This is a genomic window from Rhizobium mesoamericanum STM3625 (assembly GCF_000312665.1).
In the GTDB taxonomy this organism is placed as follows: domain Bacteria; phylum Pseudomonadota; class Alphaproteobacteria; order Rhizobiales; family Rhizobiaceae; genus Rhizobium; species Rhizobium mesoamericanum.
Genome location: NZ_HF536773.1, coordinates 194,958 through 212,401, shown reverse-complemented (window position 1 = coordinate 212,401; position 17,444 = coordinate 194,958). Strand labels below are relative to the sequence as shown.

The window sequence follows — 17,444 nt, the reverse complement described above, 5'->3', positions numbered from 1 at the left end:
AAAATGGCTGCGAAAGACGTCAAATTCAGCACGGAAGCCCGCGAGAAGATGCTGCGTGGTGTCGACATTCTCGCTGACGCGGTGAAGGTAACGCTCGGCCCCAAGGGCCGCAACGTCGTGATCGACAGGTCCTTCGGTGCTCCGCGCATCACCAAGGATGGCGTCTCGGTCGCCAAGGAAGTCGAGCTTGAAGACAAGTTCGAGAACATGGGAGCCCAGATGGTCCGGGAAGTGGCCTCAAAGACGAGCGACATAGCCGGCGATGGCACGACGACCGCAACGGTTCTCGCTCAGGCCATCGTTCGCGAAGGCGCAAAGGCAGTTGTCTCAGGCATGAACCCGATGGACCTGAAGCGTGGTATCGACCTCGCTGTTAATGCTCTCGTTGCGGAGCTGAAGGCTAATGCCCGCAGGATCTCAAACAATTCCGAGATCGCCCAGGTCGGGACGATCTCGGCCAATGGTGACCCGGAAATCGGCCGCTTCCTGGCGGAAGCCATGGAAAAGGTCGGCAATGACGGCGTTATCACCGTCGAGGAAGCCAAGACCGCTGAAACCGAACTCGAAGTCGTCGAAGGCATGCAGTTCGACCGCGGCTATCTCAGCCCGTACTTCGTTACCAACGCCGACAAGATGCGGGTCGAGTTCGAAGATCCTTATATCCTCATCCACGAAAAGAAGCTTTCGAACCTGCAAGCCATGCTGCCGATCCTGGAAGCTGTCGTTCAGACCGGCAAGCCGCTCCTCATCATCGCTGAAGACGTCGAAGGCGAAGCACTTGCGACGCTCGTCGTCAACAAGCTGCGCGGCGGCCTGAAGATTGCTGCTGTCAAGGCTCCGGGCTTCGGCGATCGCCGCAAGGCCATGCTCGAGGATATCGCGATCCTCGCCGGCGGTACGGTCATTTCCGAAGATCTCGGCATCAAGCTTGAAAATGTGACGCTCAACATGCTTGGCCGTGCCAAGAAGGTTTCGATCGAGAAGGAGAACACCACCATTGTCGATGGCGCGGGCTCGAAGTCCGAAATCTCCGGTCGCGTTGCCCAGATCAAGGCCCAGATCGAAGAAACCACCTCGGACTACGACCGCGAAAAGCTGCAGGAGCGTCTTGCCAAACTCGCAGGCGGCGTTGCCGTTATCCGCGTCGGTGGCTCGACCGAAGTCGAAGTGAAGGAGAAGAAGGATCGGGTTGACGATGCCCTTCATGCAACTCGCGCGGCGGTCGAGGAAGGTATCTTGCCGGGCGGCGGCGTGGCGCTGTTGCGCTCCATCAAGGCGCTCGACAATGTCGAAACTGCCAATGACGATCAGCGCGTCGGCGTCGACATCGTTCGCCGGGCAATCGAGGCCCCTGTCCGCCAGATCGCCGAAAATGCCGGAGCGGAAGGCTCGCTTATCGTCGGCAAGCTGCGCGAAAGGAGCGAGTTTTCGTATGGCTGGAACGCTCAGACGGGCGAATTTGGCGACTTGTTTGCGCAGGGCGTGATCGATCCGGCCAAGGTTGTTCGCACCGCCCTTGAGGACGCATCTTCCATCGCCGGCCTTCTCGTCACCACCGAAGCAATGATCGCCGAGAAGCCCAAGAAGGATGTTGCTTCGCCAATGCCGAGTGCTCCCGGCATGGATTTCTAAGAGCATTCGATACTGGCCCGCCCGACCCGGGCGGGCCTATTCGGAGGAAAGTGGGATGGTTCCAACGATCATAAACCGATCGCAGGTGCCGCTGGACTCTCGCGATCTCGAAACTTGCCAGCTCGTTTTCGACGAGATCAGAACAGATCATCATGTAACAAAGGATAGCCCGGAAGCCGAATTCATCGCGAGCATCATCATTTCGCTCTACCGACAGGGCGTTCGCGATCCCAAGCAACTGCAGTCGATGGTCGAGGCGGCGCGCGGCCTCTTCCAACCGACAGGGTAGGATGGCTTTTCGGGCAGACTTTTCGTGACCGACGTCGATGAGCTTCGTTCGCCCCCGGGGCAAGCGACGGCGGCTTGATCGCAGTTGGCCGATTAATGACCGGCTAAGGATGCCCAGCTATTGACATTTGGTGCAAGGGAACGGTATTGGGTAACCGATAACCCATGGAGCGAAGATTGACGGCATCGCTTGCGGATATAGCGGAGAGGGCGGGAGTATCTGTAAAGACGGTCTCGGGTGCGTTGCATGGCGGATCGGCGCGCATGTCAGACGTCACTCGTGCAAGGATCAAGCAGATCGCCGAGGAACTCGGTTATGTCACCAATCTTGCTGCTCGCGGCGTAAGGCAGGGATGGCTGCCCCTGATTGGCGTCGTCGCAGACGAACTCATCACCTCGCCCTTCGCCACGGAAATCATTCGCGGTCTCGATGGTGCAGCGCGCAGCGCTGAGATGGCAGTGTTCGCCATGAACTTAAGTGGAGGCCGTAGCGTTGCTTCTGTTCTCGAGGAAGTTCGCCGGTTCCGTCCACGAGCGATCGCGTATGCAGCGATGTATCACAAGACGGTGTCACTGCCTCCGGAACTATCGAAGAGCGTTGGTGTAATGATCAACTGCCGGGAAGCTGGCGATCGCGTGACCTCGCTCGTGCCGGACGAGGAGGAGGCAGCAGCAGAGATGACCCGTTACTTGCTCGCTGCCGGACGGCGACGGATTGCCTTCATCAATCTTCCTGGGATCCTTGCCGGGGAGCTACGCGAGCGGGGCTTTCGAACGACCCTTGCAGCAGCGGGGCTTTCTCCTATTGCCGTCCTCCCAGCCGTCCGCCGCGCGATTTACAACGATCGCGCATCGAGCTCAGTCCAGTTGCATGTGACTGCGTTGATGGAGGCCGGCGAAAGGCCTGATGCCATCCTGTGCGGCAACGATCGCGTCGCCATGGAGGTCTATTCTGCGCTGCGTCGGGTAGGGGCCTCCATACCGGACGATGTCGCTGTCGGGAGCTTCGACAATCAGATCGAAATCGCCTCGCGGCTTGATCCACCCTTGACGACCATGGCGCTGCCGCACCGCGCCATGGGCCGTCTGGCCGCCGGGATTCTGCTGGCGGAAGAAGCCGGCGGGCCAAAATTGCGAAAGCTGCCGTTCCAGCTTGTGGAGCGGTCTTCCATTTAACTTTCGAAGCATGTCTATCAAGAGGAGGAGAATATGATGGGTAAACGTTTACTACCGGTTCTGCTTGTAACCGCGGCTTCGTTGGCAGCAACCACGGCCGAAGCAAAGACTGTCATCCACATGATGCACCAGGGCGATCCAGGGTGGGTCAAGGCCTATGCCGAAGTCGCAAAGCGCTTCGAGGAGGCCAATCCCGACGTCGACATCGAATTCATCTATGCGCCACATGACGCTTACAATGAGAAGTTCAGTGCCGCCGTCATGTCCAAACAACTGCCGGACATCATGGAAATCGATGCGCCCTTTCTCGCCAATTACGCCTGGTCGGGCTATCTGCGTCCGATTAAGTCGCTGATCGACAAGGACGTCATCGACGACATGACGTCCTCGAACGTGTCGCAGGGGACGTATCCCGTTGACAAGGAACTCTACGCAGTCGGCCTGACGGACTCGTCAGTTGTGCTCTACGGCAACAAGAAGTACCTGGAGGCGATTGGCGCGCGTATCCCGAAGTCCGTGGACGATGCCTGGACGAAAGAAGAGTTCGAAGGGTATCTTGAAAAACTCTCCAGGCTTGGTGGCGTGAAATGGCCGATCGACACCTTCCGCGGATACGGTATCAAGACGGAGTGGATTACTTACGCGTATGGTCCATTGCTTGAAAGCGCCGGTTGCGACCTGATCGACCGCAAGACCTGGAAGGCGACGGGTACACTCGACAGCGACGCCTGCGTTGCGGCGCTCACGATGATGCAGACCTGGGTCAAGAACGGCTGGGTGGTACCTGGATCGTCAGGCACCAATCAATTCTATACCGAAGGTCGCCCGGCAGCGCTTGCGCTTGGCGGGCACTGGTTCTACGCGGAAGCCGCAGCCGCGATGAAGGACGAAATTGTCGTCATGCCGCTGCCGAAGCTGGGCGACAAGGGCGTCAGCCCCAACGGCACCTGGATCTGGGGAATCACAAAGACCTCCGAACATCCCGACGTTGCCGGAAAGTTCCTGAGCTTCTTGCTGAAGGACAAGGATTATCGCGAATACGCCAAGCACGAGTCGGCCTTCCCGGGCCTGAAGAGCTTCGCTCAATCCTCGCCGCTCTATGCGCCGGGCGGCGCAATGGCGGTGGCCTTCGAGCAAGCCTCGAAGACCGCGGTTGCCCGTCCGCCGCACCCTGCTTATCCAGCGATCACGTCTGCCTTTATGCAAGCCGTCGACAAGGCCTTCAATGGTGGCGATGTGAAACAGGCGCTTTCCGAGGCCGCCCAGAAGATCGACGAAGATATCGAGGACAATGACGGCTACCCGCCGTTCGACTCCCTGCAATAGGGACCGAACCCGGGGCCGGGAAGTCCGGCCCCGAAAAACACTGTCATCACAGAACAAACCACGAGGAGGGGACGATGAGACTGCAACAATCACCTGCCGCTGCCCGACCGCACGTCGGCGGGCGCCGGGATCCTCACCGGCTGACGCAGGAGATGCTGATGATTGCGCCGGCAGTCCTCCTGCTTGCCTGCTTTCTGATTGCGCCTTTCCTCTTGTCGTTCTGGACGTCGATGACCAATCAGCCGCTGGTGCCGCGGCCGACACCGGTTCGGTTCATCGGCATGCAAAACTTCATCCGCATTTTCAACGACCCGCTCTTCTGGACCTCGTTGTGGAACGTGACGCGCTTCACTATCTGGGTCCTTCCGATCCAGTGCGGCATGGCATTTGCCACGGCTTTGCTGCTCCACCAGAAGATTCCCGGCCGCAATCTGCTTCGCGGCATGTTCTTTCTGCCCGCAATCACATCGATGGTTGTGGTCTGCGTCATCTGGGGCACGCTCTTCCAGTATCCGAGCGGTCCGCTAAACCAGATCATCGGCTTCGTTTCTGCAGGTCGCATCCAGCCGATAGACTGGCTCGGCAATCCCAGGTGGGCGATGTTTTCGATCGTCCTTCTGTCAGCCTGGCAGGCCTATGGTTTCCAGATGATCGTCTATCTAGCCGGTCTTCAGGGAATTCCAGACGAATTGTACGACGCGTCAAGGATCGACGGGGCCAACGTCTTTCAGCGGTTCTGGCATGTGACGATGCCGGGATTGCGGCCGACCCACGTCTTCGTGCTTGTCATCACCACGATCCAGGCCTTCAAGCTCTATACCCAAGTGGCCATCCTGACCCAGGGTGGACCGAGCGGTAGCACGGAAACGGTCGTCCATTACATGGTGAGAACCGGTTTCGAGCAGCAGAAGCTCGGTTATGCCTCCGCCGTCTCGGTGATCCTCTTCGTCATCGTCCTTGTAATCGCGTTACTTCAGCGCCAACTGCTGAGACGCTTCGATGTCTGATATCGCTCTCCCTCGTGTCGTGACCGCCGAGCGCTCCGGCAAGATCTCGCTTCGCATCGTTCAGACGGTTTGCATCTTTATCATCGCGCTCGTCGTGATCTCGCCCCTCTTCATGCTTTTGATCGCGAGCCTCAAGGATGACCGCTTTCTGATTCTGGCGGACATGGGTAGCTTTCGCGCCTTCTGGGTCTCCAACCCGACCCTGTCCAACTTCAAAGAGATCGCGAACTTTTCCGGTGAACTCGCCTTCGGTCGCTATCTTTTCAATTCCTTGGTTATCCTGGCCGTTACCGTTGGGTCAGGCCTTATCGTCAACTCCATGGCCGGCTTCATCCTCGCTTGGGGTTCTCTTCGCGGCAAGGCGGTGCTTTTGTCACTCGTCGTCGCGCTCTACGTCATCCCGCAGGAAAGCATCATCATGCCGCTGGTCGTGATGATGTCCCGTGCGGGATTGACGGACACTTTCGCGGTCCAGATCCTGCCTTGGGTCGCAAGCCCGCTATACATCTTCCTCTTCTACCAGTTTTTCGCCCAACTTCCGAAGGAGCTCTATGAAGCGGCGGAGATCGACGGAGCTTCGATTTTCAGGATCTACCGCTCGGTCTACCTGCCGCTCAGCCTTCCCGCTCTCGCAACGGTATCGATCTTGATGGGTATCGAAAGCTGGAACCAGTATCTCTGGCCGACGCTCGTGACACAGACAGACTATGCCCGACCGATCTCGGTCGCGATTGCCACCTTCTTCGGTCAGGACAGCATTTACTGGGATCGGGCCATGGCGGCTTCGGTTCTGATGATGATCCCCATCCTGGCCCTTTATCTCGCGTTCCAGCGCTGGTTCGTAAGCTCGTTCGTAGGCTCTGCCGTGAAAGGTTGATTGATGACTTACCAAGCCACGTCCATTCCATCCGCTCTGCAAATCATCCAAGCAGATCTCGACGCGGGAACTGTCATTCATCTGTGGCTTAAATCATGCCGGCCAGGTCTCATGGCCGACTTAAGGGTCGCCGTCGAAGATATTGAACTAGCAAGTGTTGTTACGACTCGAACCGACGAATTTGAGTTTCGCGAATTGGAACTCTCCCAAGGCGGAAAAGCGGTGCTGAGCTTTAACCCGCTGGAGGCTTCGGTCTCGGTCATCTACGCATTTCACCCATTGACCGTTCGAGACGAAGGCATTTTCATCTTGCATCAGGCATCACGGAATGCGCCTCCTATCCTTACGGACGGTTACCATTTCCGTCCGCCCTTCGGCTGGATGAACGATCCGAACGGCTTTGGTCGTTTTGGCGGGCAGGTGCATCTCTTCTACCAGCACTATCCTCACAGCCTTCGCTGGAACACCATGCATTGGGGACACGCGATCTCAAAAGACTACATCCGCTGGAAGCATTTGCCGGTTTTCCTTTTCCCATCCGACGAACTCTCGCAACGCGACGATGGACGGGGTGGCGCCTTTTCGGGTTCAGCGATACCGGGAATCGGGACTGGGGAGAGCATTCGCGTTTTCTTCACCGAGCAGGTACGCGACCGCAAGCCGGAAGAACAGATCCAACTGTCCGCCCTAAGTCACGATGGTATTTCTGCGCAGGCTCCTTCTGTGATCGTGCCTAAACGGCCTGAGGGATTGGACCTGACGCTCGATTTCCGGGATCCCTATGTCTTCGAAGGCCCGGATGGAAATTGGAAGATGCTTCTCGGCAGCCGCGACAAGGCGGGTGGGGTCGTTCTCCTCTACGAGACGCTCGATCCAAAAGGTGCTGGTGGATGGACCTTTGTCGGCACACTCCATCGGGAGGATCGCTATGGCATGACGGCGGCAGAATGCCCGTGTATTCTGCCGCTCGGCGAGCGCAAAAATCCTGAGACGCGTTGGGCTTTGGTCTTCGGCCTGCTAACGAGCCGAGACCCGAAAACGGGCCGGCGCAACCTCACCAGCATCACTGTTGGCCGCTTCGATGGCAGGACCTTCGAACGCGAAGCCGAGCAGGAGCTCGATTTCGGCTCTGACGCCTATGCATTCCAAGCCTTCGTAGACGACGGCGGTCCGGTCGGAATTGCCTGGCTGGCAAACTGGACGGATGTTTCGAAGAAGGAGGACTTCGCAACCGCAATGACGTTGCCGCGTCGGATTTTATGGGACGGCTGTTCGGTTTTGACACCTCCCGTCGAGAGCGTGACTAGTCTGCGGCATTTGCAGATCGACGAGGCCGGCCTCCTGGCCACCGGCGAACGGGTGACACTTCTGAGCGGCGCGGTCGAGATCGAACTTGATCTGGTGATGCCGGGGACGCCGTTCGAGTTGGTTTTCGAGCACCCAGACATCGACCTTGGAGTGCGCTTGGACACCGAAGGGCTAGAGATACTTTTCGGCGATCGTAACGCCAAGGCGTCGCCCCGTTATCTTGCGACGGGCGCACGGCCATCGACGGTGCGTGTTTTCCTTGATGCAGGCTCCATCGAGGTCTTCGCGGATAACGGCCGTTGGGTAGGGACGAAGCGGCTGCCAAGCGTTTCGCCCGTAACCTCCGTACGCCTTGCGGCGCCAAGGGGAGCGATCTCCGGCGCCCGCGTCTGGCAGCTTAAGCTTTTAATTTGAGGAAGAGACTATCGGGCGAAGCGCATCGAACGACCGATTTGGTGATCACCGGATTGTTTCGCAGGTCAAGGGCGCCCACGGGATCTGCGCGAGGATCAGACGCGTGAGGCGACCCTCCGATCGACCGGATGATATCCGAGCTTCTCGGAAATCTCGTTCGCTGCGGAAAGCAGGCTCTTCAGATATTCTGTGCGGTTGCGTAGGCCATCCTCCCGCGGTGCCACGAGACAGAGCGTGGCGATGCACGTGCCGTCGGCTTGATAGATTGGCACGGCGAAGCAGTGGGTAAAGTTTTCGACCTCACTGTTGAAGGTGAAATATCCATCGCGCGCTGCGCCGCGGACCTGGCTAATGAAATCTGCCGGATCAAGACGCCTTCCGTCGGGAAGCGTGAAATCGTCCGGCGGGATGAAATCGAGAATTTCCTGATCGGAAAGGTGCGACACAAGCAGCCGCCCTGAGGCAGTCCAGGGAATGGACACGAGTTCACCGACGTTCGAGGAAATTCGGAACGGGCGGATACCCTCACGCATCATGGCGACAGTATACTTCCGGCCCTCAAGGAGGCACATCTGTGCCGTTTCACGGGTTTCCTCCGCGAGGCGGATCAGCATGCGCTCGCATTCGCGCATGAGGTCGAACTGTTCGGCATAGGCCGTGCCAAGGAAATAAAGCCGACGACCGAGATAAACCCGGCCGTCATCCTGAAAGTAATCAAGCATGCCATGGCTGAGCAACAGGTTGACGAGCTCGTAGACCGAGGAGCGCGGCGCGCCGATCTCGGTTGCAATCTCGTTCGGACGCATGGGCTGACGCCTCACGCGCAGGAATTCGAGAATCTCGAACGCGCGATCCAGTCCCCGGGTGCGCCGAGATACCGTGTCGACACCAGCCTCAGCCATGCTTTTCTCCAAACTAGGTACGATCCGCACGGTAGGCCACGCAGTCGACCTCGACCTTGCAATCGACCATCATGCGCGACTGGACGCAAGCGCGGGCTGGAGGGTTGCCACCGAAATACTCGGCGTACACACCGTTAAAGCTCCAGAAATCGCGTGGATCGTCAAGCCACACGCCCACCCGCACAACGTCTTCAAGGCTGTAGCCCGCCTCATTGAGAATGGCAATCAGGTTTTCGATCGCCTTTCGGCTCTGGGCAACGATTCCGCCACCGACGATCTCACCTTTCTCCATAGGGACCTGACCGGACACATACAGCCAGCCGCCTGCTTCGGTTGCTCGGGCGAAGGGGAGTGGTTGTCCGCCTGCGCCTGTCTCACCGGCCCCATAACGCTTGATCGTCATTCTTTTCACTTTCTTTTCTAGTTGAAGCTGGCTTTTCTAGTTGAAGCTCGAGGTCTTGAGGAATTCGGCCAGGCGCGCCGTCTTGGGCTTCACGAACATCTCCTTTGGATCACCCTCTTCGCAGATGACCCCTTGATTCATGAAGATGACCCGCGATGATACTTCAAAGGCAAAACGCATCTCATGGGTGACCAGCAGCATGGTCATGCCGTCTGCCGCAAGACCCTTTATTACCTGCAGCACTTCACCCACCAGTTCGGGATCAAGAGCTGAGGTCACTTCATCGAACAGCATAAGACGCGGTGACATTGCGATTGCACGAGCAATTGCCACACGTTGTTGCTGACCACCGGAAAGCTGGCCTGGGTAATGATTGGTCCGCGCCGACAGCCCGACGCGATCGAGCCAACGCTCTGCGATTACGCGCGCTTCGGCTTTCGGCATCTTCTTGACCTTGACGAGCCCGAGCATGACGTTCTGGGCTGCAGTCATGTGAGGGAAGAGGTTGAACTGTTGGAAAGCCGTGCCGGTGAGAGCGCGTTGACGGGCAATCTCCTTCTCGCTCTTGCGCCGCCGCGTCGAGCCTTGAACGTGGTAACCGATCTCTTCGCCATCGAGGCTGATCGTGCCGCCCTGGAATTCCTCCAGCATGTTCACGCAGCGCAGCATTGTGGTCTTACCCGAGCCGGATGAGCCGATGATCGAGATGACCTCGCCTTCCTCAACGGAGCAGTCGACGCCTTTGAGAACCTCGTGTTGGCCGTACGTTTTGCGCAGCCCCTTGATTTCAAGCATTGTCTTGGCCATCGATCGGCCTCCTCAGGATGGAAGGGCAGTCTTGCGCTCGACGAATTTGCCGAAACGCTCGATACCGAAGTTGACGACGAAATAGAGAGCTCCCGCCAGGAAGTAGAACTGCAGACTCATGAAGTTGCGGGAGATGATCTCCTGTGTGCGCAACAGCAGCTCCGCGACACCGATAACCGACAGCAGCGTCGATGCTTTGACCATTTCCGCCGCGGTATTGACCCAGGCTGGCAGGCACTGGCGCAGTGCTTGGGGCCAAAGGACGGAGGTGAATGTCTGCGTGAACGTTAGACCGATCGCTTTCGCCGCTTCGGTCTGCCCCTTCGGAATGGCTTGTAGCGCGCCGCGAACGATCTCACCGACGTGGGAGGAGCAAAATATCGCGAGCGCCAGAACGCCCGCTGCGAAAGGTCCCAATTCGATGCCCACGGCGCTCGAAACGTAATAGCTGGCGAGGACAAGCACCAAAACCGGCGTGCCACGGATCACGTCCGTATAGGCCCGCACGATCAGGCGCAGCAGTCCGTTTCCATAAACCAGAGCCAGACCCACGAAGATCCCGAGCACGGAGCCGGCGAGAATGGCCAGGAGGGAGATCGATACCGTCATCGCGATGCCATTGAGGATGACATGGCGGGCGATCCAAAGCTGATCGAGAAAGGTCTGAGACATTGGCTTACCTCGGCAATGCCAGCCGCCGCTCGACAAGGCGCATCAGGGCGGCAATGAGGAAACAGGTGACGACATAGAGACCTGACGTGACTATCCAGGTCTCGATAACACGGAAGCTTTCGACGTTGATTTTGCGTGCTGCGAACGTCAGCTCGGGTACGGCGATCGTTGCGGCAAGCGATGTGTCCTTGAAGAGAGAGATGATCGTCGAGGACAGCGAAGGGAGAACGTTGCGGATCATCAGTGGCGCTATGATCGAAGTGCGTATCTGCATTGACGTCAAACCAATCGCCATTCCGGCTTCCGTCAATCCCTTTGGAATCGAAAGAAGTCCAGCGCGGAAGACCTCCGCCAGATACGCTCCCGAGTAGAGCGACAAAACCAGGACGAAGCTCTTTATCTTGTCGAGCCGGAGGCCCATCTGAGGCAGCGCAAAGAACGCAAACAGGACCAGAACGAGAATCGGAAGATTTCGGATCACAGTAACGTAGGAGCGCGCCGGCACGGCGATGATGCGGTTCTTGGAGAGCAGTGCGAAAGCGACAAAAAGACCCAGGATAGCCCCGATTAAAATCGAGGTCACCGCCAAGCCGAGGCTCAACATCAAGCCGCTGAGCAGGAAATCGAAGTTGCGCCAAACGGCCGCAAAATTCAGCGTATAACCCATGACAGGCTGCCCTCCAGAAGCGGGAGCGGGATTGGCAGCCCCGCTCCATTTTGCCAGTTACTTGTATTCGACCGGGAAGCCGATTTGCGGAGGCGTCAGATCCTTGCCAAACCAGGTCTTGAACGATTTGGCGTAGGTATCGAATTCAACGCCGGTCATTGCTTCGTGAAGGGCGGTATTGACGAAATTCAGCCAATCCTGGTCACCGCGCTTGACGCCGCAGGCATAGGTCTGCGGGTTCCAGCCGAAGCCAGCATCCTTGTACTTGCCGGGGTTCTGGGTCATGTACCAGGCTAGCGAGGACTGGTCGGTAGCCACAGCGTCGGCACGACCGGATTCCAGTGCCTGATAAATCAGGTCTACGGAGTCATACTGGTCGACGGTCGCTTCGGGAAGCGCGGCATGAACCATGGCTTCGGCGTAAACATTCTGCAGAACCGAAATCGTCACCGATGAGCCTGCAGCCTTAAGCGCAGCGTAGTCGGCATATTTGCCATCGGCCTTGAGCATCAGGCCGACACCTTCACGATAGTACGGGATCGTGAAGGCGATCTGCTGTGCGCGCTCGCCCGTCACCGTCATGAACTGGCAGGTGATGTCGACTTTGTCGGTGGTGATGTTTGGAATACGAGCGTCCGAGGACTGGTTGACGTATTCGATCTTCTCGGGATCTCCGAAGAGCGCCTTGGCGATGATGTGGCCCATGTCGACGTCAAATCCCTGGAGCTTGTCATCGGCGCTCTTGAAATGCCAGGGCGCATTGGTGCTGCCAGTCCCCATGACGAGGTGACCGCGAGCGAGCACTTCGTCGAGCTTGCTCCCGTCTGCAAAAACCGGGCTGGCAAGGATTGTGGTTGCGGCCAGAGCGATCAGGCCGACACGAAAAGAAGATGTCATGACGTTCCCCTTGTGAACATTTTGCTAGTGTCCAATATTCCGGACATCTGTCTGTTTTATTGGATTTACATAGGAAGCGTCATAGGCGATGCCTTGTCAAGGCAGGCCGCCAAAAAAACCGCGAGCTCAATCAATTGGCAGCGAAGCATTTCCCTGCGTCCGAGGTCGCTGCCTTCAACGAGTATTCCTTGATCTAACTTGGTCCGGGCTTTCTCAAAGCTGTCGGCCCCTGCAGGCATCGGCATACCCCGTAAAGACTGCTGGCTCGCGCGATCAGGATTGCAGCACAACAGTCGCAACTTGCCTTGGCGCTATTACCGGCGAATGGCATTTCCTGGGGTTCCGTAAACGCTCACCTTGAGCGGGCGTGCCGGAGTGATGTGGGCTTATGCGGGCTGCAAAGGCCGAACGGGGATCGGGAGATTGGCGATGGCTGTATTCGATGTTCCATCAGCCCCAATCATGCCTTTTGCTATGGCTAAAGAAGGCGGGCGTTGGCCAATATTCCAGCAAATGGAATCCCTAGCCATCTTTCCCCTTCAGCGTATCGCCTAACGCAAACGCCAGCTGATCAGGTGTTTCTTTTAAGAAACTCAAGAGTTCATCGCCCGGACAACCGGCGCCACCATCAAATCAGCCGCACACTGATCGGTGAACTCCGATGCGATACATTGCCAAGCACCTGATGTCGCCCGGACGGAAGCAGCCTAAAACCGATGTAACCATCAGCTCGTATGTATCCGAACAAAGCTGTTGTCGCCCTTGCAGCCAAGACGTCACGGATTGTCTGGTAGCGTCGCTCCGCGAAACCTGTCTTGGTACAAGACCGCGGTGTTTGGTGAAAAGCCGGTCGGGACTAGGGTGAGAAAACCAACACTTAGAAGCTTGAGTTTTTTGTAGCAGCTACAAAAACTTAATGAGTATCCGGGATATGCCTATATTGGCCGGGTAGGAGCTGTTGCCATGTCTGCGAAAGAGCGAATCAAGAGGTACCGGGAGACTGGCGGAGCATCCGACCTCGTCAGGGTGGAAGTCCTCGTTCCTAAAGCACATAGAGATGAGATTTTGAATGTTGCGGCAGAATTGCGCTCTGCGCATCGGGCTGAGAAGAGCCGTCTTGTGGAATTCATCAGGATTGCGACCGAGAGGTATGGGCTGAGAATTTTCGACAATATCGACATCGAAAAGTTGAACGATCTTCCGCAGAAGGCACGAGTTGTCGCCAACGCTCTTATGGAGCGCGGTGATGCCCGGGCTTATGCCATGGGACGAAAAATGCTCTCCCAGCTCGGAAACGGACACTGATGGCGCTGACGCAGATCCAAAAGGAAATCATGGCCTCCATTGCCGCGAACAGATCCGACAGCAGCTATATTGCCGGCGGCCTGGTCTTGAATGTGGACTGGCCACGGATGTCCGATGACATTGACATCTTCCATGATACCGATGAGCAAATTGGAATCTCTGCGGATGCTGATATCGCGAAATTAGAGGCTGACGGTTTCAAAGTCTCCATCGAAGTCAACATCTACGGCTGCGTTGAGGCAAGTGTAATGCGCGGAGGGGAACGCACCCCTCCAATGGATGAGCGAGACCCGAACCCGCTTTTTTCCCCTTGTCAGGGATGATGAATGGGGAGCCCGTCTGCACCCTGCTGATCTTGCCGTAAACAAGGTGATCGCGGCCTCGTTCGCGAACGAAGGCTCGAGATTACGTCGATCTGCTGATGATCGAAAACCACATGTGTCCGCTAGGGCCATCAGTTATGGCCGCAGCAGGCAAGCCTCCCCACTTCTCGCCCTTGCGTACAATTGACGAGATCCGGCGCAAAGCCTTGTCCGTCAGGAGCGAGGACTATGTTCGCGGCCTACCTTCCGACTGGACTGCCGCAATGATCCGGGACAAACTCATCATTGCTCTGAATCACGCAGAGAACTGCCTGCGTAATGCGCCCCCAGAGCTCGTGGGGATATTGGCCGTCGATACTGTAGGCGTTCCGGTGGAGATCTATGACCTCAACACCGACGGGATCGTCTATCGTAAAGCGACCTCCGAGCCTGAAGCTTCGCCAGATTTGCCTGAAGCGGGCAGTCGCTGGGGAGATACAGCCTAATTTGACCCGGAGTGGGCGCGGCCCCATTGCTTTGTGCGCTCATGCGCTGCCATCCGCACAATCCGCGGCTATTTGCCCACTTGCGCGAGGTCAGTATCCAGACGCTTGCGCACCATGTTAGGAACCTTCGCGGTCTTGATGGCATCGAGATTGGCCGGATTGTCGCCGACTTGGATGAGTGCAACCATGCCCATGCCCGCATGTGGCGTGCATTTCACGACGTATGCGCCGGGCACATCGAATTTTGCCTGATACTGTTCGCTCGCCTTGGACTTGAATTCAGCTGCGCCGTCGGGAATCAGTCCCTTGAACGTTTCAACATTGTGGGTCTTGTCCGTCGGGACGAACGTGACAGTATCGCCGGGGGCTACTTTGATGAAGCCAGGTTCGAATACCATTGCTCCATCCGCACCCTTGTTGAGCATCTGAACCTGGTGGTCGGCTGCCATCAGCGGAGCTGCCGAAACAGCCAGGGCTGCCGTTGCAGCGATCAGACAGACTTTTAAACGCATTTCCATATCTCCTTTGTTCGAGATCGTATCGACCTCGTGGACTGGAATACGGCATGCGGAACGCGCGATCTTTGACGCTGGTCAAATTCGGGAACGTCGATGCAAGCTCTTGCCGCTCAAAGGCTCTCCTGCAATGAACGAAGCGTTCGTTGTATTGGCGCCAATCAGATTGAGCACGCAGTCCACGTTGCATTCACACAACAGGGCAGCGAAATTGAAAGGAATCCTCGTGTCGCAAGCCATGACGGAGATGGACTCCCAGGGACCGCGTTGCTGTGCTAACGGTCCTCTCTACCAGGTCTTCGGCAGTCCCTCGCATGGCATATGCACGGACTTCGCGAACGCCTATTTAGGACCAATCATTAAAATTTCGAACTCGCGTGGTGGAACCGGCGATATCGACACCATCCCGGTCTTTTGATGAGGTCTCGACGAGACATCGGCTGTAACAAAGTGGGGTGGGGCACCGATCCATCCGAGCGGCCAACATTCGATGGCTACGCCTTGCTGTCCAGGATCGATCGCACGAGCAATGCAAGCTCTCTGGCTGTGTAAGGTTTCCGAAGCCAATGCGTATTTGGAAGGGCATTCTTGCTGGCGAGACCTGGCTCCGAATAGCCTGAAGTGAACAACACTCTCAGCGACGGACGTAGGGCACGTGCCTCCTTCGCTAGCTCATCCCCCGTCATTCCACCAGGCATGACGATATCAGTAAACAGCAGGGCAATTTCGTCATTGGACGCAAGCTTTTCCAGGGCCCGACGGGCATTATCGGCTTCCAACACCGAATATCCCATCGAAGCGAGCCTCGCGACGGCAACCCGGCGGACACGCGCGTCATCCTCGACAACGAGGATGGTTTCGCTCCCATGAGGCAGTGGCGGAGAGCGCCCCTCGGTCTCCCGTTCGTCTGCCGTTGCGGCACTCTGAAGTATCTTCTCGGCGGGCAAGTAGATCCTGACGGTCGTTCCACGCCCCTCTTCGCTGTAAAGTTGAAGGTGGCCGCCCGATTGTTTGACGAAGCCGTACACCATACTAAGGCCAAGACCTGTTCCGGAACCCACGTCCTTGGTGGTGAAGAACGGCTCAATTGCTCGTTTTTTCACCTCGTCACTCATGCCAAGACCCGTATCGGTCATCGAGATCAGAACGAATTCGCCACTCCGCACGTCGGGATACATTTTGGCGTAGTCGGCGTCCAAGCGAACCTGCGAGATTTCCGTCGTGAGAGTTCCTCCGCGCGGCATTGCATCGCGCGCGTTGAGCGCAATATTGAGTACCGCGTTCTGCAGCTGTGAGGCGTCAACAAGGGCATAAAGGCCAGACCCTGAAAGCACAGTCCTAAGTTCGATGGTTTCGCCCAATGTACGCCTCAACAAATCCGAAAAGCCCGTAACCAGTTGCCCAAGGTCGGTCCTTGTCGAATTCAAAGGTTGACGCCGTCCGAAGGCCAGCAACTGGCCTGTCAGTTTTGCGCCATCGGCGGCAGCGTCTTGCGCTTCGCGAAGCAATTCCCAAATCGCACCACCTTGGAGTTTGTCCTCGATCATCTCCAAGTTTCCGCTAATGACCGTAAGCAGATTGTTGAAGTCATGGGCGATGCCGCCGGTCAGCTGCCCAACAGCCTCCATTTTTTGCGCCTGACGGAGGTCCTCTTCGATCTTGTAACGGCTTGTTAAATCCCGAATAAAGCCGGTGAATATCCGCTCTCCGTTGGCGGTCGTTTCACCCACATGCAGTTCCATCGGAAACTGGGTTCCGTCAGCCCGCTGGCCGGTTACGACGCGACCATAGCCGATGATCCGCTTCTCGCCGGTCGCCAGATAATGCTCGATATAGCCATCGTGCTCACCGCGGTACGGTTTTGGCATCAGGCAGCTGACGTTGCTGCCGCAGACCGCGTCGGAGTCCATGCCGAATAGCTTTTCGGCCGCCTTGCTGAACGAGGTCACTATGCCCCTTTGATCGATGACAACCATTGCATCGGGCACGGTCTCGAGGATTGACCGGAGATGGGCTTCGCGGGCGTTGACGGCTTCCTGTGCTTGCTTCAGTGCTGTGATGTCGTTGTTCGTCTGTATGACGGCCGCACTACCGTCAGGCAGGTTCACCATTACACAACGGGATGCAACATGGATTGGGCGACCGGTTTTGTGTCGATGTACCAGTTCACCTTGCCAAAATCCACGCGTGCGCAATTGAGACTGGATGTCGTCAGAAGGCTCGGACAGCACCGTTTCCAGTAGGTCGTGGACTTGTTGGCCAACCGCTTCCTCGCGGGCCCAGCCGTACATGTTTTCACAACCAATCGACCAGTGGGTAATCCTGCCGTCGAATCCGTGGATGAGTATGTCCGCTCCGTCCAGGACATGGACCATCGCGTCTAGCTCATTTTGCGAAGCTGTCCGAGGCGATACCAGTCGATGAGGCATGGAGGCTGACC

At 57.3% G+C, this 17,444-nt stretch carries 18 protein-coding genes; 10 read left to right on the top strand and 8 right to left on the bottom strand.

The window, feature by feature from the left end:
- The first annotated feature begins 3 nt into the window (after window positions 1-3).
- From groL to BN77_RS21310, 7 genes are all read left to right on the top strand, one after another.
- A complete protein-coding gene (groL, locus tag BN77_RS21340) occupies window positions 4-1,632 on the top strand; it encodes a chaperonin GroEL (RefSeq protein ID WP_007535892.1) in 1,629 nt (542 codons plus the stop codon).
- A 55-nt stretch (window positions 1,633-1,687) separates the two neighbouring features.
- Entirely contained in the window at window positions 1,688-1,921 is a 234-nt protein-coding gene (locus BN77_RS21335; RefSeq protein WP_007535891.1) for a hypothetical protein, read from the top strand.
- 164 nt (window positions 1,922-2,085) lie between these two features.
- Window positions 2,086-3,096: a LacI family DNA-binding transcriptional regulator gene (locus BN77_RS21330; RefSeq protein WP_040678268.1), complete on the top strand. Its 1,011-nt coding sequence runs from the start codon at window positions 2,086-2,088 to the stop codon at window positions 3,094-3,096.
- Between the two features lie 36 nt (window positions 3,097-3,132).
- A complete protein-coding gene (locus tag BN77_RS21325; protein ID WP_007535889.1) occupies window positions 3,133-4,422 on the top strand; it encodes an ABC transporter substrate-binding protein in 1,290 nt (429 codons plus the stop codon).
- A gap of 74 nt (window positions 4,423-4,496) precedes the next feature.
- Complete coding sequence (locus BN77_RS21320) at window positions 4,497-5,429, top strand: carbohydrate ABC transporter permease (protein WP_007535884.1); 933 nt, start codon at window positions 4,497-4,499, stop codon at window positions 5,427-5,429.
- Complete coding sequence (locus BN77_RS21315; RefSeq protein WP_007535882.1) at window positions 5,422-6,306, top strand: carbohydrate ABC transporter permease; 885 nt, start codon at window positions 5,422-5,424, stop codon at window positions 6,304-6,306. Before BN77_RS21320 ends, BN77_RS21315 begins: the two co-directional genes overlap by 8 nt.
- Before the next feature lie 3 nt (window positions 6,307-6,309).
- Window positions 6,310-8,028, top strand: a complete 1,719-nt coding sequence (locus BN77_RS21310) for a glycoside hydrolase family protein (protein ID WP_007535881.1) — start codon at window positions 6,310-6,312, stop codon at window positions 8,026-8,028.
- Between the two features lie 95 nt (window positions 8,029-8,123).
- Here the strand turns inward: BN77_RS21310 and BN77_RS21305 are convergent, their stop codons facing one another.
- From BN77_RS21305 to BN77_RS21280, 6 genes are read right to left on the bottom strand one after another with little or no spacing between them, the layout of a single operon-like run.
- Window positions 8,124-8,930, bottom strand: coding sequence for an IclR family transcriptional regulator (locus BN77_RS21305; protein ID WP_007535880.1), 807 nt, complete (start codon window positions 8,928-8,930; stop codon window positions 8,124-8,126).
- 13 nt (window positions 8,931-8,943) lie between these two features.
- Window positions 8,944-9,333 (bottom strand): RidA family protein, encoded by a 390-nt coding sequence (locus BN77_RS21300; protein ID WP_007535879.1) that lies wholly within the window; start codon window positions 9,331-9,333, stop codon window positions 8,944-8,946.
- Window positions 9,334-9,369: 36 nt separating this feature from the next.
- Window positions 9,370-10,140, bottom strand: a complete 771-nt coding sequence (locus BN77_RS21295) for an amino acid ABC transporter ATP-binding protein (RefSeq protein WP_007535878.1) — start codon at window positions 10,138-10,140, stop codon at window positions 9,370-9,372.
- Between the two features lie 12 nt (window positions 10,141-10,152).
- A complete protein-coding gene (locus tag BN77_RS21290) occupies window positions 10,153-10,812 on the bottom strand; it encodes an amino acid ABC transporter permease (protein ID WP_007535877.1) in 660 nt (219 codons plus the stop codon).
- Between the two features lie 4 nt (window positions 10,813-10,816).
- On the bottom strand, window positions 10,817-11,479 hold the full coding sequence (locus BN77_RS21285) for an amino acid ABC transporter permease (RefSeq protein ID WP_007535876.1): 663 nt from the start codon (window positions 11,477-11,479) through the stop codon (window positions 10,817-10,819).
- A 57-nt stretch (window positions 11,480-11,536) separates the two neighbouring features.
- Window positions 11,537-12,376 (bottom strand): transporter substrate-binding domain-containing protein, encoded by an 840-nt coding sequence (locus tag BN77_RS21280; protein WP_007535874.1) that lies wholly within the window; start codon window positions 12,374-12,376, stop codon window positions 11,537-11,539.
- A 963-nt stretch (window positions 12,377-13,339) separates the two neighbouring features.
- Here BN77_RS21280 and BN77_RS21270 point away from each other — a divergent pair.
- The 3 genes from BN77_RS21270 to BN77_RS34930 all read left to right on the top strand — a co-directional run bounded on the left by BN77_RS21270 (window position 13,340) and on the right by BN77_RS34930 (window position 14,489).
- A complete protein-coding gene (locus tag BN77_RS21270) occupies window positions 13,340-13,681 on the top strand; it encodes a hypothetical protein (protein ID WP_007535872.1) in 342 nt (113 codons plus the stop codon).
- Window positions 13,681-14,004, top strand: coding sequence for a hypothetical protein (locus BN77_RS34935; RefSeq protein WP_007535871.1), 324 nt, complete (start codon window positions 13,681-13,683; stop codon window positions 14,002-14,004). The genes BN77_RS21270 and BN77_RS34935 overlap by 1 nt, the downstream gene beginning before the upstream one ends.
- A 98-nt stretch (window positions 14,005-14,102) precedes the next feature.
- Window positions 14,103-14,489: a hypothetical protein gene (locus BN77_RS34930; protein WP_244426226.1), complete on the top strand. Its 387-nt coding sequence runs from the start codon at window positions 14,103-14,105 to the stop codon at window positions 14,487-14,489.
- 68 nt (window positions 14,490-14,557) lie between these two features.
- On the opposite strand, the gene BN77_RS21260 is transcribed toward BN77_RS34930, so the two are convergent.
- Together BN77_RS21260 and BN77_RS21250 are read right to left on the bottom strand one after the other, a co-directional pair.
- Window positions 14,558-15,001, bottom strand: coding sequence for a pseudoazurin (locus tag BN77_RS21260; RefSeq protein ID WP_007535869.1), 444 nt, complete (start codon window positions 14,999-15,001; stop codon window positions 14,558-14,560).
- A 497-nt stretch (window positions 15,002-15,498) separates the two neighbouring features.
- Window positions 15,499-17,433, bottom strand: a complete 1,935-nt coding sequence (locus tag BN77_RS21250) for a hybrid sensor histidine kinase/response regulator (protein WP_040678259.1) — start codon at window positions 17,431-17,433, stop codon at window positions 15,499-15,501.
- Window positions 17,434-17,444: the final 11 nt, after the last annotated feature.

Coding starts and splice junctions, on each gene's coding strand:
- BN77_RS21250 (WP_040678259.1), bottom strand. CDS start 17,433: ATGCCTCATCGACTGGTATCGCCTCGGACAGCTTCGCAAAATGAGCTA.
- BN77_RS21280 (WP_007535874.1), bottom strand. CDS start 12,376: ATGACATCTTCTTTTCGTGTCGGCCTGATCGCTCTGGCCGCAACCACA.
- BN77_RS34935 (WP_007535871.1), top strand. CDS start 13,681: ATGGCGCTGACGCAGATCCAAAAGGAAATCATGGCCTCCATTGCCGCG.
- groL (WP_007535892.1), top strand. CDS start 4: ATGGCTGCGAAAGACGTCAAATTCAGCACGGAAGCCCGCGAGAAGATG.
- BN77_RS21295 (WP_007535878.1), bottom strand. CDS start 10,140: ATGGCCAAGACAATGCTTGAAATCAAGGGGCTGCGCAAAACGTACGGC.
- BN77_RS21290 (WP_007535877.1), bottom strand. CDS start 10,812: ATGTCTCAGACCTTTCTCGATCAGCTTTGGATCGCCCGCCATGTCATC.
- BN77_RS21325 (WP_007535889.1), top strand. CDS start 3,133: ATGGGTAAACGTTTACTACCGGTTCTGCTTGTAACCGCGGCTTCGTTG.
- BN77_RS21330 (WP_040678268.1), top strand. CDS start 2,086: ATGGAGCGAAGATTGACGGCATCGCTTGCGGATATAGCGGAGAGGGCG.
- BN77_RS21315 (WP_007535882.1), top strand. CDS start 5,422: ATGTCTGATATCGCTCTCCCTCGTGTCGTGACCGCCGAGCGCTCCGGC.
- BN77_RS21335 (WP_007535891.1), top strand. CDS start 1,688: ATGGTTCCAACGATCATAAACCGATCGCAGGTGCCGCTGGACTCTCGC.
- BN77_RS21310 (WP_007535881.1), top strand. CDS start 6,310: ATGACTTACCAAGCCACGTCCATTCCATCCGCTCTGCAAATCATCCAA.
- BN77_RS34930 (WP_244426226.1), top strand. CDS start 14,103: ATGATCGAAAACCACATGTGTCCGCTAGGGCCATCAGTTATGGCCGCA.
- BN77_RS21320 (WP_007535884.1), top strand. CDS start 4,497: ATGAGACTGCAACAATCACCTGCCGCTGCCCGACCGCACGTCGGCGGG.
- BN77_RS21260 (WP_007535869.1), bottom strand. CDS start 15,001: ATGCGTTTAAAAGTCTGTCTGATCGCTGCAACGGCAGCCCTGGCTGTT.
- BN77_RS21305 (WP_007535880.1), bottom strand. CDS start 8,930: ATGGCTGAGGCTGGTGTCGACACGGTATCTCGGCGCACCCGGGGACTG.
- BN77_RS21270 (WP_007535872.1), top strand. CDS start 13,340: ATGTCTGCGAAAGAGCGAATCAAGAGGTACCGGGAGACTGGCGGAGCA.
- BN77_RS21285 (WP_007535876.1), bottom strand. CDS start 11,479: ATGGGTTATACGCTGAATTTTGCGGCCGTTTGGCGCAACTTCGATTTC.
- BN77_RS21300 (WP_007535879.1), bottom strand. CDS start 9,333: ATGACGATCAAGCGTTATGGGGCCGGTGAGACAGGCGCAGGCGGACAA.